This is a genomic window from Mycobacterium sp. (assembly GCF_035633495.1).
Taxonomy (GTDB): Bacteria; Actinomycetota; Actinomycetes; order Mycobacteriales; family Mycobacteriaceae; genus Mycobacterium.
Map to the genome: position 1 here is coordinate 19604 of NZ_DASQEU010000121.1, position 15569 is coordinate 35172.

Genomic DNA, 15569 nt, shown 5'->3' on the forward strand with positions numbered 1-15569 from the left:
TCCGCGAGAGCGTCGAGTTCGTCGCGATCGACCCGGCCGAGTTCAACACTGGCCCGGTCACAGGTTCACGCTCGGATCGGGCGTCGCGCATCGCGGCGAGACCTGTTGCAGCACAGCTGTTGTCGGCGGAGCCTCCTTCGGTATCGGCTCAGGTGCCCGTTCCGCCGTCGAATCCCCCGCAGTCGCTCCCTGCTGAGCGTCCTGCTTGGCCTCGTGCTCATCGCGACGCTCGTCCGGCTGCCCGGCATCAGCCTTAGTCAGCTCGCCCGTCTGGGCGTCTGAGGCCCCACCGGCATTTCCCATCCCCCCGGTCATCTGACCGATCTGTTGCACGCCCTGCATGATGCCTTGGGGCACTTGCCCCACCGCACTCATCGCCTGCATGGGCAGCTGCGCGGCCTGGTTCGTCATCTGCATCGGCATGCTCATCATCTGGCCCAGTTGGCCCATCGAGTCGGCACCGCCGCCGCCCGATCCGGCCGTGCCACTGCCGCCACCACCGGGGCCGCCCGCCGAATCGAACTGATGCTTCTCGTAATCCGCGGCCAGTTGAGAGTCAGTGCTCGAATACCGTCCGGCGGCCTCGACCACGTTGGACGCGGTGTTCGAGGCCTCGTCCTTGAGCTGTGGCAGCGCGTCCTGGATCGCGCCCTCCAAGGAGGGCAGCTTCTCCGCGATCGCCTGACTGATCGCGTCCGTACCGGTCACGGTGAAGGGCGCCGGTGCAGCCGGTAGATCACCTGCCGCTGTCAGCAGTTGCTGGCCGTACTTCCGCAACAGTTCTGGATCGACCTTCAGCGGTGGCTGACTACCGGGACCCGTTCCCATTCAATGCACTCCGCTCAGAACCGGATGTTCCGCAGAACGTCGTAGACCCCTGCAATCCACAGCAGCAGCGGGATGACCGCGGCGATCGCCGCACCGTCGAACAGCTCGAGAATGCGCTTCGTCACCGGCGACACCCTGCGGACGCCCTCGGTGGCACCCACCAGGATCAGCGCGACGACCACACCGGCGACGTAGATGCTCAGCACCAGCCAGGCGCTGTCCGGGTACCACAGGCTCAGTCTGATCATCACTCCCGTGGGGATCACGATCGTTGCGGCGAGAAGCGCCCAAGCACAACGTCTTTCGGCATACAACCGGGAACGGAACGCGCAGACTGTCGTGACGAGCGCCGCCACGATCAGGCTGTGAATGAAGAAGTGCCCCTGCACCACGACGGTGATGGCCCCCGCCGCCAACACCAGGGCCCCTGCGGACAGAAAGCCCACCAGGAGTTGCTTGGCCAGGTGACTGCGTTCGGTCAGGCGCGCCGCCGATTCGGGCACCGACGCAATGATCGCCTGCCACGTCGGCGACTCCTCGTCGGACGCTTCGTTGGTCGACACCGGATCCAGCAGTTCGTCGTTGGCGACGGTCTCGCCGGGCGCTGGGATGGGCGGCAGCGCGATGCGGGCCACGGCGACCGTCAGCTTGGCGGCGTTGGTCACGACGATCATGCCGAAGGCGATGGCACCCTCAGGCACCCAGTCCTGCCATCCGTAGCCGTATGCGACGGCGGCCGCGATGACGGCGATGGCGCCGACCGCGAGGAACGAGGCGACCTCTGCGCGCTTGCGCGGACCGCCTCGCGTCGCAAGCACCACCAACAGCACCACGGCGGCGGCGCCCGCAACGTTGGGTGCGCCCGGTCCGTCGATGCCCGCGGGCAACGGCACGGCCAGCGCGGCGGCCGCCGCCAGGGGCGCAAGCGCCGCGACCAGCAGGCTCTCGGAGGCGCTCAGGTTGTGGTATCGAATCCGCGCCAACACGCTGCCGACGAGGACGCCGGCCCCGAGCAGGCCGAGGGCCAGGGCCCACCACCAGCTGTGCCCCGTCTGCGACCAGCTGAGCAACGCCAGGACGGAGACCACCGCCGTGACGACCGGAATCGCAAGGCCGAAAAACCTATTCAGCGCGGCGCGATCGAACTCGGGCGACTCGTCGAGCACCGCGATGGCGTCGATGACGTCCTCGACCAGCGGCCGGTACCGCTCCGTGCGACTCACCGACACCAAGGTCAGCAACGACCCGTCGACGACGCCGGCGTCGTCGAGCGACTCGGCCGCCTTCAGTGGCGGCGCGCCGGGGCGGGCGAACGCCCACTCACCCTGTGCCTTGAAGTCGAAGCCCGCCAACACCTCTGCGGGGGTGTCCTCCAGCAGCTCGCCGAGCACCGTGACGGTTTCGTCGATGTAGGTCTCGACCGGCGCGGTCGCCGGCAGCACGAGATCGGTCATGCGCCGGCCGGTCAGGACCGTCACGCGGGTGGTCGAGGGCCTGCCGGGCGTCACGCCCGACGTGCTAGGTGCGGCGGCCGTGGCGGTCAACGACGTTCGAGCCTGTCGAAGTCATCGGACAGTGCCGCCGCGAGCTCGGTGACACGCCTGCGGAACCGCCCTCCCAGGAGATCGAGTTGGATCTCCGTACCCGCGGCGATGTGCTTGTCCCACGGCAGGACGATCACGCGGCCCGCCGGGACGTGGCGCTCGAACTGCTGCACCAGATCTTCGACGTCGATGTGCGGCTTGCCGGGCACGACGTGGTTGATCACCACGCAGGACCGGCCGAGAAGATCCTGATATCCGTTCTGCCGCAACCAGTCCATGGTGACCGCCGCTTGCCGCGCACCGTCGATCGAGGCGCTGGCGACGATCACCAGACCCGACACCGTCGAGAGCACACCGCGCGAGGCGGGCTGGAACAAACCGGCGCCACAGTCGGCGAGGACGAGGTTGTAGTACCGCGACACGATGCCGACGGCGCCCTTCCAATCCTCGTCGTTGAACTCGCGCCGCGCGCCGCTGTACTCCTCGGAGGAGAGCACCTCGAGGTTGGAGCCGTTCATGCTGGTGTAGGCGCGGATGTCGTTGTAACGCGCCAATTCCCTGTCCGACAACAGATCTGCGACCGTCGCCGCAGACTGACGTCCGGCCCGGTCGGCAAGATTGCCCCCATCGGGATCGGCATCGACGGCCAGGATGCGGTCGCCACGGATCTTGCTCAACGAGGAGCCCAGCGCCACGGTCACGGCCGTCTTGCCGACGCCGCCCTTCAGTCCGAACACACCGATCTGATACGAGTCGCGCGCGTTCCGGCGGATCCGGGCGCGCAGATCCGTCTCGTAGAGCTCATCGGGCGACAGCCCCAAGTTGATTCGCGTGAGCAGGTAGATCAGGTGACGCCAACCGCGCTGCGACGGCATCTTCACCGCGGAACGCACGCCGACGTGGGACAGCGCGTCGATGGCACGGTGGTTGCCGATGGTCGCCGCCGAGGTGGGCGTCGGCTGCCCCGCAAGCTGTTGCGCCGACGGCCACGCCGCCCTGCCGTCCGGCTGCGCCTCGGCGTAGTGCGGCGACGGCACGGATGCGGCACGCGCTTGCGGCGCTGGCGCAGGCCTCTGCTCGTAGCGGGCACCCGTCGGCGTCGCCGCCTGCGGAGCGCGCATCATCCCGTTCTGCATGCGCTGCGCGCCTACCGTGGTGGGAGGCATCTGCATGGTCACCTCGGTGGGCCTCGGTGGCGGCGCGGTCGTCGGCGCGGTCGTCGGCGCGGGCGCCGACTGGGTCTGAGTCGGGGCGACCGGCAGCGGACCGGACGGCGATTCGTCGCGTCCATGGGCCGGCGGCATGGGCGAGGCGGTGGGCGACGCCACCGATTCGCGGTCGACCGCTGCGGTCTCCTCGTCGAGCTGTGCCGCCTCCGAGGAGTGGAAGAGCCGGTCATAGTCGGCCGACATGGGTTACCTCTCAAACTTCAAGTTGTGGTGCGCCGGAGCGCTCACGCGGTGGGCGGGCGCGTAGCAATCGGCCCGCCCACCGTCGTGCGACGTGATGCTAGGTGAACATCCCGGTCACGCCGGCTTCGGTCTGAGCCATCGTCTGGCCGGACTCGCTGATGGTCTGCGCCAGATTCTGCAGCGCGGCGTTGAGCTCGGTGGACGTCTGGTCCCACTTCGCCTGCACCGCCTGGTAGGCCTCCGAGCCGGTGCCGCCCCACACCGCGGCGAGCGACGCCAGGGAGGCCTTGCCCTCGTCGAGCAGTCCCGCGGTTTGGCCCACGGCGCCCATGATCTCGCCCGAGCCGCCTTCGATCCCTGCGAAATTCCAAGTCTGTTCAGTCATTTCAGTTCTCCGTCTTCGTTGGTCGCAGTCAGAACTGCATCAAGTGGGCGAGGTTGCCGGCCTGGTCGTCGTCCGTCGACGTGTACTGGGTGCCCGAGGTGTGGATGTTGTTCGAGATGTCGTTCAGCTCTTGGATCTGCGTTGCGGCCGCGGCGTCGAAACGCTGGAGTGCCGTCTGCGCAGCGACACCGGCCTGGCCGGTCCACTGCGCCTTCAACGAGTTGGCCGTCATGTCGACCGCGGCGATCACTTGCTTCAGTTCATCGGAGATGCGCTCGAAGTTACTGGCCTCTTTGGCGAGGACAGCGGCATCGGTATTCATCTGTGGCATCGCTGTTTACCTTTTTCTTTCTCCTGTGTCCTCACCAAGGTAATGGCGAGTCTTCCAGCCCCCTCTGGCCGGAAAGTCCCTTTGTGTCGACGACTTACCAGTCGTCTTCGTCCTCCTCATCCATGGGCAGCGGGGAGGGCGCCTTCAAACCAGGCCTGCTCCCGCCGCTCTTGCCGTTCTGGCCCATCGCTCCCATCGGGCCACCGCCGCCGCCACCCACCGGTGCGAGGCCGGGGCCTCCCATTCCCGCCGCGGCGCCAGGCGCCACCGACGCGGGTGCCGTAGACGGGCCCACCAGGCTCGACATCAGCGGACTGCGCGTCGACGTGCCACCCATTCCGGGGAGCGACGCCGCACGGACCAGACCCGCACCCGAGCTGGCGCCCGACCCTCCCGCGAGCGGGTGGCTCGAAATGGGGCTCGCCCCGATGAGACCGACCTGCGCCTTGTCGGAGCCGAAACTGCTGCCCATCTGACTGAAGATCTGCGTCACTTGTTGCAGCGGCTGGGTGAGCTGCTGCATGGGCTGCATCGCCTGCTGCGGCAACTGCCCGATCATCGAGACACCCTGGGACATCATCTGCGTGGCCATCTGGACACCCTGTTGCATGCCCTGGTCCTGCCGAGACGCCTGCTGGCCGGCGTTGTCTGCCTTCTGCGCCTGGCCCTCGGCGCGCTGGGCGGCCATGTTGCCCTGGCTGGCCAGGTTGCCCGCCTTGAGCGCCACGGATTGAAGCTGTCCGTCAGCGGTGACGTGCGCGAAGGCCGTCTCCCGCATCATCGAACCCGGAAGCAACGCCGCATTCTGGGCCACGGCCGCGGCGGCCGTGCTCTCCCCCACGCCCGGCATGACTATCGATGTCATCGGCGGGATGGGCTCGAAGAGCGTGTTGAGCGTAGTCTCCGCCTGGTAGCCCTCCATGGCGCCGGCGGCCTGGTTCCACATGCGCACGAAGTAGTCGGCCTCGTTGAACCCGATCGGCACCGTGTTGACCCCGAGGAAGTTCGTGGCCTCGAGCGTCGCGTGGGTCACGTGGTTCATCTCGATCTCCGGCAGCGGCGGCGTGGTCACCATCGCGGCGGTGTACGCCGTCGCCTGGGCGATGGCCTGCATCGCCCGCTTCTGCGCCTGCAGCGCGGTCGAGCGCAACCAGGCGACCATCGGCGTGGTCGCCTGGACGGCACGCTCGCTGCCCGATCCCTGCCACGAACCCTGTAGCGCCGCCAGGCTTCCGGCGAGCTCCTCGGCCTGAGTCTCCAGCGAGATCGCGAGTGCCTCCCAGCCGGCTGCCGCCTGGTACATCGGCTCGATGCCGGCACCAGCCATCAGCCGCGCCGTGTTCACCTCTGGTGGCAATGCTCCGTAGAACATTGCCAACATTGCGGGCACTGCGGACATAGTTTGCTGGACTCAGATCTGGTTTCGTGAGTTTCGTCGGTTGTTGTTACGACAGGACAGCAGCGCCGGATTCGTCGACCGCCTTATAGATACCGGCCGCTTCGACGTATGCCGCACCGGCGCGCGACAATTCTTCCTGAGCGAGAGCGTTGATGGCCGTCGCCTGGATGCCCTCCGTAGCGAACGCGAGCGCCGCCTGCAGCGACACTTCCTCGGCTCCCGCAGGTGCAAGTGCGCTGACCTCGGCGCCGGCAGCGGTTCCCGTAGCCAGACCGCGAACTCCGTTTGCGACGACCTCGGAGCCTACTCCGACTGCACCCGGGTTGTGCTCCAGTGGTTGCATTTGCGACTACTCCTCACATACTTCGAAAAACAACGCATATCCGGCCGATGACCCGCAAGGAGCGGTACCTTGTTCCCCCGTGGAATCGGACCCCCGATTCCTTTGCTGGCTGGTTGCCAGCCGTGTTGCTGAACCTCTGAGTGAATATTACCGGGCCGTCAGAGGTGGTGCGAACACTTCTTCTTCGGGGGGCTCCACGTACGCCGCCTGAATGACTTCCTTGCCATCCGGCGACACGAGAAGTGCCTGGCCAGGCGGTCGGCGCTTCAGTTTGAACTCGCTTGTCGGGAACTCCGCCTTGTCGCCGGATAGGAAGATGGTCGGCGAACCGGCTCCGAAGGCGGCGCCCACGAACTTGTCCATCGTCGCGCGGTGTGCCTGGCTCATCTGGCACGTCACGATGATGTGCAGACCGATGTCCGCCGCCGCCGGCAACAGCGGAGCGAGCGGAGCCATCGGCGAGATCATGCCGCTGGCGGCGACGATCATGTGCCAGTCGTCGACGAGCAGCACGATGTCGGGACCGCTCCACCAGGAGCGCGACCGTAGCTGGGCAGTGGTCAGCTCCGGAGTCGGCAAACGCTTCTTCAAGTTGATCGCCAGCGCCTTGATGGCCTCTTCGAGGTTTGCGTTGTTGCGATTGACCGCGCCCGCGGCCAGCAGGTGGCTCTGCGGCACCGCGTCCAACAGACCCGACCGGTAGTCGGCGAGCATGAACCGGACCTCCGACGGGTCGTTTCGCGCACAGATCGCCGACGCCACCGCGTGTGCGATGCGCGTCTTTCCCGACTTCGGCGCCCCGAAGATCAGCAGATGCGGCGACGTGTGCATCGGCGTGTAGGCGACTGAGAGGTCCGATTCGCGGACGCCGAGGGGGACGGTCCACCGCGTGCGGTAGTCGGACTCGGGTCCCGGCGGGTTCGGATCCAGCTCGTGCAGATGGATGCGTTCCGGCAGGACGCGCACCTGCGGCGCCTGGTCGGTGTGCAACGAGGCGATGTGCTCGACGGCTGCCGAGATCGCGGCGACGATGTTGTCGGCGCTGCGAACGCCGTCCAGACGAGGCACGCCCATCATCAGGTGGTGCTTCTCCATCGGGATGGCGCGCCCGGGGCGATTGGCGGGAATGTCGCGGGTCATGCGGTCGATCTGGGTCTCGTTCACGTCGCCGAGGCGGAACTCGACCTTGGTGCCCAGATAGTCGCGGACGCGTGACTTGAGCTCGGTCCACCGTGGCGTCGAGATGATGGTGTGGACGCCGTAGGCCAACCCCTGGCCGGCCAGGTCCTGGACGACCGGCTCGAGGTCGGGGAACTCCGCGACGAATGCCGGCCAGCCGTCGATGATCAGGAACACGTCACCGAACGGATCGGCAGACGCCGGGTTGGTGGGGTCGTCGCGCATCTGCCGGTACGCGGCGATCGACCCGACGCGGTACTGCTTGAACGTCGCCTCGCGTTGGCGCAGCACGGCTTTCATCTCCGCGATCACCCGGTTGACTCGGTCGGGCTCGGAGCGCGTGGCCACCCCGCCGACGTGCGGCAGGTCCTCGAGGTACATGAGGCCGCCGCCGCCCATGTCCACGCAGTAGAACTGGATCTGTCGCGGCGTGTGCGTCGCCGACGCGGACAGCACCAGGGTCTGCAGGAACATCGACTTGCCGGTCTGCGGCGCGCCGCCGATCGCGATGTTGCCGCCGGCGGCCGAGACGTCGATGCCCCACACCTCTTGGCGGTGTCGCCTCGGTTCGTCCATGATGCCGAGCCCGAAGCGGAGTGGCTGACGCCGGTCGCGGGCGACGAGCTCGTTGACGGGTGTCGGATCCGTCAACGGCGGCAACCACATTCGGTACGCACGGATGTCGCCGGTCGTCAGCTGATTGAGGACGACCTCGCGCAGTACGCGCTGCTCGGGTTCGATGCTCATGCGCTCACATCACCGCCTCTGCGATCGGCGCCGCGGTGAACGGGCGGATCCGCAGCGGACTCTGCACGGTGTGCTTCGGCGCCGAATCCCCGGTATCCGAGTCGATGACCGTCGGCACGTAGTTCGTCCCCGTGTAGACACTGTGGAACTTCACCGGGTCCTCCATGCCGACCCGAAGGAAGCCGACGCCGCTCTCCTTGTTCGTGATGTATTGCGCCTCAGGCGTTCCGATGACCGCCTTGGACTCGGCGGAGCTGGTCGTGCGGAGCGCGATGCGGTACGTGAGGTTCGGTTCCAGCTTGTCGATCCGGACGCCGCCGGTGTTCAACGACTGGGTCGCGAGCAGCAGGTGGACCCGCAACGAACGGCCGACGCGACAGATCCGGTCGAACAGCTGAATGAAGTCGGGGTGGTTCTGCAGCAGCTCGGCGAACTCGTCGACCACGACGAAGAGCGTCGGCAACGGCGGAAGGTCGGCCCCGCGTTCGCGGTGCTTCTCGTACTCGGCGACGCCGGACAGTGCGCCCGCCGCCCCGACCTGGATGCCTGCCTGACGCAGGATCGACTGGCGACGGTCCAGCTCACCGGAGAGGACCTCGCCCATGCGGCTGACGAGTTCGGCTTCCTCTTCCATGTTCGTGACGACCGCCGCGGTGTGCGGCAGCTTCTCCATGCCGAGGAACGTCGAACCGCCCTTGAAGTCGGTCAGCAGCAGGTTGACCTGATCGGGATGGTGCGTCGCAGCGAGCGAAAGGATCAGCGTCCGAAGGAATTCCGACTTACCGGAACCGGTGGTGCCGATGAGCATCCCGTGTGGGCCCGCACCGAACTCCGCACCCTCCTTGATGTCGAGGTACTGGATCTCACCGGTCTTCAGCTCGTGACCGAAGGGGATGCGCAACCGATCGCGGTCGAGGTCGGTAAACATCCGCCACCTGCTCGTCGTGACCTCCTCGATGGTCTGGGCACCGACGAGTTGGTGCCACTCCGTCGCGACCTTCTTCTGCACCCTGGTGCTCTTGTCGATGATGGTTCCGGTGATGGACCAGCCCGCGAGCTTGCGCGCGATGCGGCCGGCCTGGCCGGGCGTCGTCCGATCGGAGTCGCTGGTGACGAGCCGGAAGTTCAGGTTGGGCACCCGATCGTCCGCGGTGCCGTCCGGGTGGACCCTGATCCGGTAGGCGGCTCGATGGTTGCCGAGGGTGAGCACGGTGACTCCAGCACGCCCGTCGACCGGGAAGCCGGCCCTGCCGCCGGTCAGGTCGACGACGACCACATAGGGCCCACTGGGGGCGGAGTCTGCGGTGTGCGGCCCGCGAGCCGTGAGGTCCGAGAGCCCGTCGGGCCGGGTGAACACCAGCCGCGTCGCGCCGGCCGCGTCCGTGTCGGTCTGGTGTTGGACGTGCGGCAGCCACTTCATCCAGGCCCAGTCCGGGTCCTCGGGGTTGTCCGTCAACACTCGAATCTGCAGCAGATCCGGCGGGTGGAACACCGCCAGATGGCAGATCATCGCCCTGAGCAGGTCGGCGGCTCCTGCGGTGTCGCCGCCGATCGCGATCGTCGGAAACGTCCGCAGCTGAACGAGTTTCGGGCAATCGTGAATGAGGCCGTGCGTCCGGAGGAACTTGGTTACCCACATGTGGCTGACCGGTTCGAGGTGGGCTTGCGGCGCCGCCTGGGGACCTGCGAGCTCACCACCCACATTGGGCTTGAGAAGCCGGTCGACGGCGGCTTCGGTTCCGGTGCCGATGCGAGCGGCGGCGTAGAAGTCGGCGTTCGACGTTCGCGACCACTGCCGGTTGGTGCCGATGACCGAGAGCAGGTCGTCGGGATGTGGTGCGTGGTAGTTGAAGAACGCCACCTGGGCGGATGCCGACGACGTCACGCGCGTGCGTAGCCCGGCGAGGTAGCGCAGGTACTCCTTGCGGTCGGCGTTGATCTCGGGGACCTTCTTGCCGCCGGGTCCACCGCCCGCCATGAAGCCGACGGTCCCCATCACCATCATCAGCGGCATCATCAGCATGTACGGCGAAAGCTGGCGGATACCGGTGAAGATCATGATCGCGATCATGCCGAGCATGCCGCCGCCCATCACGTACGGAAGGATCTTCTGGATTCCCGAGGGAGGGATCTCCACGCCGAGGTCGTCGGGCGGGGTCACGTTGATCTCACCCGGCGTCAGCCGCGGACCGCGCTTGATGATCGGCGTGAACTTACGCGTCGTCACGAACCGCCTCCCGTCCCCGCCACCACGGGTTGATTGCCCTCGGGGACCTTCCTGGGATCGGGGTCGGGCGGCAGGGTGTCGTGCTCGAGCAACGCTGCCTCCTTCGACAACACCGGCCCGTCGACGAGCAAGCTCACCACCTGCCAGGGCGCGGTCACCGGTTCGGACAGTCCCAGCCTGTTGGCCGTGTCCTCGTTGGGGATTCCGTACCGCACACCTTGCGGATCGACGTAGTACGGGCTCTCGCCGTACCGAGGATCGGGCGACTGCAACCGCAGGTACTGCCCGCCTGCGATGAATACCGTTGAGTCGCCACCGATCTGGTCGATTCCGGTGTTCATCGACGCCGCCGCGATCGGCAGATGCCTACCGGTGACCACCAGGGTCTTCGGCGACTGGTCGCCCGGCTCGCGCTGCCACGCCCAACAGAGCGTCGGGGCGTCCTCGCGCAGCAGGACGTCCAGCGGTGTGTCCGGCAGCGGCGACGTGAACACCTGCTCGGCGATCTTCGCGACGACGCTGGACTCCACCGACGGAGGTGAGATCAGCCCGTAGGAGTTCGACGCCCGCAGCGCCGCGGCGGTGGTGTCGTTGACCTTCGCCACGCCGTCGGGCAGCACCACGTACTGCTGGGCACCCGAATCCGTGACCGTCTGGAACACGGTGCCGATCACCAGATTCGCTTGCAGCCCCAGGGTATTGGGCGCGCCGCCGCCGGGCACCTGGGGCAGGATCCACGGCCCCGAGTTCGGCAACGCGTTGTAGAGCCCCTCCGAGATCGGCGTCGACTTCGCGGTGACCGGAATTCCCACCGCCGACGTCACCGCGCGGTCCGACAGGTCGATGGCATGCCTGCCGGTGTCGGTGACCAGCCAATCCCGATCTTGATACGACACCAACATCCCCTGACCCGCGGTCATCGGGCCCACGGACGCGTCGGTGGTGAGCGGTAGTACGATCACCGACGTCTGGACGGCGGGCGCGACGCTCTCTGGTTTGGTCACCGTGTCGCACAACGTCCACGTCGACTCTGGAACGCGCGCAACGGGTGTGGCGTAGGGCGCGCCGGGAATGCCGACCGGCTGGCCCTTCGGCATCCGGTCCAGTTCCTCGGACTTCACCGCGTTCGGGGTGCCGGCGTTGCCGAGCACCAGACGCGCCGACGTCAGGTTGTAGACGGGCCGCAGCTGGCCGTTCCCCGGCATCACGACGTAGAGCTGATTGGTGCTCCGGTCGACGAGCAGGGTGTCACCACCGCGCTTGCCCAGTGGCTTGAAGTAAGCGAGCAACGCCGCGCCCAGGCAGATCACCACCGCGATGACGATGCCGAGAGAGACTGCGCGACTGTAGAACTGCAACGGATCGTCGAACATGCGGGTGTCGCGCCGCACGATCGCGTGCTCGACCCGGCGCAGCAGGAATCGCCAACCGCTGACCTGGACCTTGGTGGTCAACCGGAACCCAGCCATGCGTCAGTCGCCGATGTTCAGTCGAGCGTGCACGGCGTCGATGGCGCCTGCCATGTCGTCGCCGTTGATTTCACTGAGCTGTTGGACGCCGAGGCTCTCGAAGTCCATCGACCTGGCCAGCCTCATGTCCCGGCCCTGCTCGCCGGCCTCGACCAGCTGCCTGGCGTAGCGGCCGTTGCCGGCGATGTCGAGCGCGGGCTTGCCGTTGAGCGAGCGCTGGCCGAGCAGGGTGGCCGCTTCCAGCACCCTCTTGGTGGCTTCTTCGCTGAGCGTCGAATCATTGCTTTGCGCAAGGACCTTCGCGATCTCGACAATCTCGTCGGGGTCGTACGAATCGAATTCGACCCTGGTGGAGAACCGGGACCGGAGGCCGTCGTTGCTCTCCAGCAGGCGGTCGATGTCGGCGCTGTAGCCCGCGATGATGACGACGAGGCGGTCGCGGTCGTTCTCCATCCGCGCCAGCAGAGTGTCCAATGCCTCGGTGCCGAACGGGTCGGCCCGCCCGTCACGCTCCTGGACCAGGGTGTAGGCCTCGTCGATGAACAGCACGCCCCCGACCGCGCGGTCGATGGTGCGCGAGGTCTTGACCGACGACTGGCCCTCGTACTCCGCGACGAAGTCCTTGCGGGAGGTCTCCACCAGTTTCGGCTCGGCGATCACACCGAGACCCGCGAGGATGTTGGCCACCACGCGGGCAATCGTCGTCTTGCCGGTGCCCGGCGGTCCGGTGAAGATGATGTGCTTGGACTGCTGGGCGACCTTCATTCCACGGGCTGCCCGCACCTTCGCCATCTGCGTTGCCGCCCGGTACCTTTCGATCTGCTCCTTGACCCGGCTCAGTCCGATTTGACGATCGAGCTCGGCCTGGGCATCGGCGAGCAGTGTGGCGCGGCCCGAGGTGTCGGCCTCGACGCTGGCGGGATCCCAGGGGTCCCGACGGGACGTGATCTTCTCGGCCGTGGTCGTGACGAGCCGGTAGCTCGGATCCCTCAGGGCCGCCGTCACCTTCGGCTCGGAGTGGGAGGCCTGCAGCCACTCGAGGAGCACGACCGCCGACTCCTCGTTACCCAGGCTGCGCCGCGTCATGGCGAGGTTCCACGCGATCGCGAGCCCGCATGCCTCACCGGCGGGCGACGAATTCGCTTCCGACAGGCGGCGTTCCGCCTCGTTGAACAGTCCGAGGTTGGCGGCAGCGACGCCGTGCGCGACGCTGGCGGCCGCCCCGAGGAACTTGTCCGGCCAAGACGTCGCCCCGCGAACCTCGTCGATGACGTCGGTCCACCGTTCGGCGGCGCCGTAGACGACCGCCTTGGCCCAGGCGACCAGATGGTCGGCGCCGCTGGCCTGTACGCCCTCGAGCGCCTCCATCGCATCGGCATAGTTGCCGACCGCCGCCTCGTTCACCGCGAAGCCCAACGTGATGGACAGCGGCGAGTTCACCGGGTAGGTGATGTTCCCGAACTGTCCACCGATCTCGACGCGGGCCTCGAGGCTGTTCATGGAGACCTCGGCGGCGCCCGCCAACTGCCCGAAGCTGCCGCGGGAGTACCAGGCGCGGAACAGCGTGGCCCGGTCGGTGTCGCCGCAGCGGATGCGGCCGACCCAGGCGTCGCACGCGGACTCGTCGATCGCGGTGATCTCGGTGAACATCTGCAGGGAGCGTGCGGGTGCGGTGGGCAGCATGCCGACGGCGCTTCCGAAGAGGGCAGCCAATTGGTCAGTCATGGTCACCTGAGTACCTCATCGCGAAGACCTGCGCGCGTGCGGCACTGGCATCCTCCGGCGAGGGCAGGTCGAGGTTTCTGGCGAGGAAGTCGCGCGTGGCGACGTCGTCATGGCCCTGCTGGCGCATGCCGTCGAGCATGTAGGCGTACTGCGCGGCCCTGGCATCCTGGGTGGCCAACCGGGCGATGACGACGATCTCTTCCGCGAGATCGGTTTCGGTCATCGTGGTCACCTTCTGCGCGAGGTCGATCTGCCGGACGCGTCCATCCATGAACGTCGAAACAGTCACCGTTCCGGGCGGGTTGGTCACGGTGAACGTCGGGCCGATGGCTTCCTCGTCGTCCACGGCGTCGTCCACCTCGTACCTGACGACTGCGTCGAGATCCGACGCATCCGGTTCGAGGTCGGGTGCGTCGCGCGGCGCAGAGTCTTCCACCAAGAGATGACCTTTCTCAGTCCGGGTGGTTGGCATCGAATTCAACGGACGTCTTGTCGAACCAGGCTTTCGACGGGAGGAACTCCATCAGCCCGTCGAGCGCACGCTGGAGGTTCTCGGGAGTGCCCGGCAGGAAGCTGCCGTACAACTCGCCGTTGACGCGGCGGGGTATCGACACGATCCGGCCGTGGCGGGAGTCGAGCACGCCTGCGGCGACGTCGGCCCTCGTGTAGGTGCCGCCGGAGTGGCGCTCGTTGGCGGTGATCTCCACCCAGCTGCTGGGTGAGGCGGTCACTTCGGCGTACAGCCTCGCCGAGGGTGGGTCGATCCCGAACTGTGCCAACTGGTTGGCAGCCGTCGACTGGCCGAGCTTGCTCGCGACGCCGGTGAGCGGTTCGACGTCCGCCGCGGTGGCGGACCCGAGGACGGCCATCACCATGCCCGCCAGTCCCACCTGGGGTGCGATTCGCTGCAGCACGATCATGTCGCCGTCGCGCGCGGCGATGACGTGGCGGTCGCCCTTGCGGCAGATGGCGAAGCGCACCATCTTTCCGCCGACGTCCCGGCGCCACCAACGGCCCTCGAGGGTGCGGTCGGGACGGCTCAACGTGTCGACCATGACGGCGACCTCCGGATGAGGCGCCCCGTACACGTCGAGCACGCCCTGTGCGGTGAGGTCGCGGGCGACCTGCTCCCACACGATGTCGCGCAATTCGAGCTGGGGGATGTTCGGTCTGATTCCGAGCGCCGGCGGAAACTCCATCATGTGGAGCCGATCGGCGATGACGAGCATGCCGTCGATGGTGACCTCGATGGCGATGACGTCGTCGATGTGCGTGTTGCCACGCCCAACGTTGGAGAGGACTGACATGGCTACCCCGACCCCCGCCGGCTGGCCGCCATCCTTCGCAGGTGCGACCCGCTGGTGCGCACTTCGCCGGACATGTCGATACCCCCTCTTTCCCATGTTCCTTTGACGCCGGCACCCGCGGGGGCCCGAGCGGGACCTCGTTCCTACGCGCAGCCGCGAACACCTCGGGGCGGGGACAGCCATCGACGTCCTCTCGAGGTCGGAGACGTCTTTGCCTGATCCCCGTCGAGATTTGCCGGCGAGCCGCGAGTTCCCGGGCACGCCGGTACCTTCCCCGCCCTCTGCTGCACATGAGGGTACCAGCGGTTCTGTGACCGCCGACGCACCAATTCGCGAACGGGACGCGAACGGTGCGACCCGCGCGCCGACGAGGGCCATTGGGCTGAGCTGTGCGAACGGCGATGCGCGACCACTACCGTCCACCCGGGCCCCTCTCGCCCGCTGCTCGATCGAGTTGTCGGCCGACCTGGCCCGCCGGTAAGGCAACGGCACGGTTCGCGGACACCCCGATCTGAGGGTCAAACGCCCCGACGAATTTGCGCTGGCGAAGCTTACGTTTGCTGCTCGCCTGCGACCGGCGCCGGGTGACCAATGCCAGGGTGGCAACGGCTGCCGGTGGTTGATACTGGGGTGAATGCCGGATGGCGCGTCGTCTGATCAATGGGAGGGAGCC

Annotated in this window: 13 protein-coding genes; all 13 read right to left on the reverse strand. The window is 67.3% G+C overall.

Annotation, left to right across the window (positions count from 1 at the left end; genetic code table 11):
- Positions 1-57: 57 nt before the first annotated feature.
- The 13 genes from VET27_RS18390 to VET27_RS18450 all read right to left on the reverse strand — a co-directional run bounded on the left by VET27_RS18390 (position 58) and on the right by VET27_RS18450 (position 14896).
- Positions 58-828 (reverse strand): hypothetical protein, encoded by a 771-nt coding sequence (locus VET27_RS18390; RefSeq protein WP_526520691.1) that lies wholly within the window; start codon positions 826-828, stop codon positions 58-60.
- 14 nt (positions 829-842) lie between these two features.
- Positions 843-2372, reverse strand: a complete 1530-nt coding sequence (gene eccD / locus VET27_RS18395; RefSeq protein ID WP_526520693.1) for a type VII secretion integral membrane protein EccD — start codon at positions 2370-2372, stop codon at positions 843-845.
- Positions 2369-3784, reverse strand: coding sequence for a MinD/ParA family ATP-binding protein (locus tag VET27_RS18400; protein ID WP_526520695.1), 1416 nt, complete (start codon positions 3782-3784; stop codon positions 2369-2371). The genes eccD and VET27_RS18400 overlap by 4 nt, the downstream gene beginning before the upstream one ends.
- Positions 3785-3881: 97 nt before the next feature.
- Positions 3882-4169, reverse strand: a complete 288-nt coding sequence (locus VET27_RS18405) for a WXG100 family type VII secretion target (RefSeq protein ID WP_284232068.1) — start codon at positions 4167-4169, stop codon at positions 3882-3884.
- A 28-nt stretch (positions 4170-4197) separates the two neighbouring features.
- On the reverse strand, positions 4198-4500 hold the full coding sequence (locus VET27_RS18410; protein ID WP_526350858.1) for a WXG100 family type VII secretion target: 303 nt from the start codon (positions 4498-4500) through the stop codon (positions 4198-4200).
- A gap of 94 nt (positions 4501-4594) precedes the next feature.
- Positions 4595-5872: a PPE family protein gene (locus VET27_RS18415; RefSeq protein ID WP_526520758.1), complete on the reverse strand. Its 1278-nt coding sequence runs from the start codon at positions 5870-5872 to the stop codon at positions 4595-4597.
- Positions 5873-5945: 73 nt separating this feature from the next.
- On the reverse strand, positions 5946-6242 hold the full coding sequence (locus tag VET27_RS18420) for a PE domain-containing protein (RefSeq protein WP_526520698.1): 297 nt from the start codon (positions 6240-6242) through the stop codon (positions 5946-5948).
- Between the two features lie 147 nt (positions 6243-6389).
- Complete coding sequence (gene eccCb / locus VET27_RS18425) at positions 6390-8168, reverse strand: type VII secretion protein EccCb (RefSeq protein WP_526520700.1); 1779 nt, start codon at positions 8166-8168, stop codon at positions 6390-6392.
- 4 nt (positions 8169-8172) lie between these two features.
- A complete protein-coding gene (gene eccCa / locus VET27_RS18430; RefSeq protein WP_526520702.1) occupies positions 8173-10395 on the reverse strand; it encodes a type VII secretion protein EccCa in 2223 nt (740 codons plus the stop codon).
- Positions 10392-11864 carry a type VII secretion protein EccB gene (eccB, locus tag VET27_RS18435; protein WP_526520704.1) on the reverse strand — a complete coding sequence of 491 codons (1473 nt, stop codon included), beginning with the start codon at positions 11862-11864 and terminating at the stop codon, positions 10392-10394. Before eccB ends, eccCa begins: the two co-directional genes overlap by 4 nt.
- Positions 11865-11867: 3 nt before the next feature.
- Complete coding sequence (eccA, locus tag VET27_RS18440; protein ID WP_526520706.1) at positions 11868-13589, reverse strand: type VII secretion AAA-ATPase EccA; 1722 nt, start codon at positions 13587-13589, stop codon at positions 11868-11870.
- Complete coding sequence (locus VET27_RS18445) at positions 13582-14028, reverse strand: YbaB/EbfC family DNA-binding protein (protein ID WP_526520708.1); 447 nt, start codon at positions 14026-14028, stop codon at positions 13582-13584. The genes eccA and VET27_RS18445 overlap by 8 nt, the downstream gene beginning before the upstream one ends.
- A gap of 13 nt (positions 14029-14041) precedes the next feature.
- On the reverse strand, positions 14042-14896 hold the full coding sequence (locus VET27_RS18450; RefSeq protein WP_526520710.1) for an ESX secretion-associated protein EspG: 855 nt from the start codon (positions 14894-14896) through the stop codon (positions 14042-14044).
- Positions 14897-15569 lie beyond the last annotated feature (673 nt).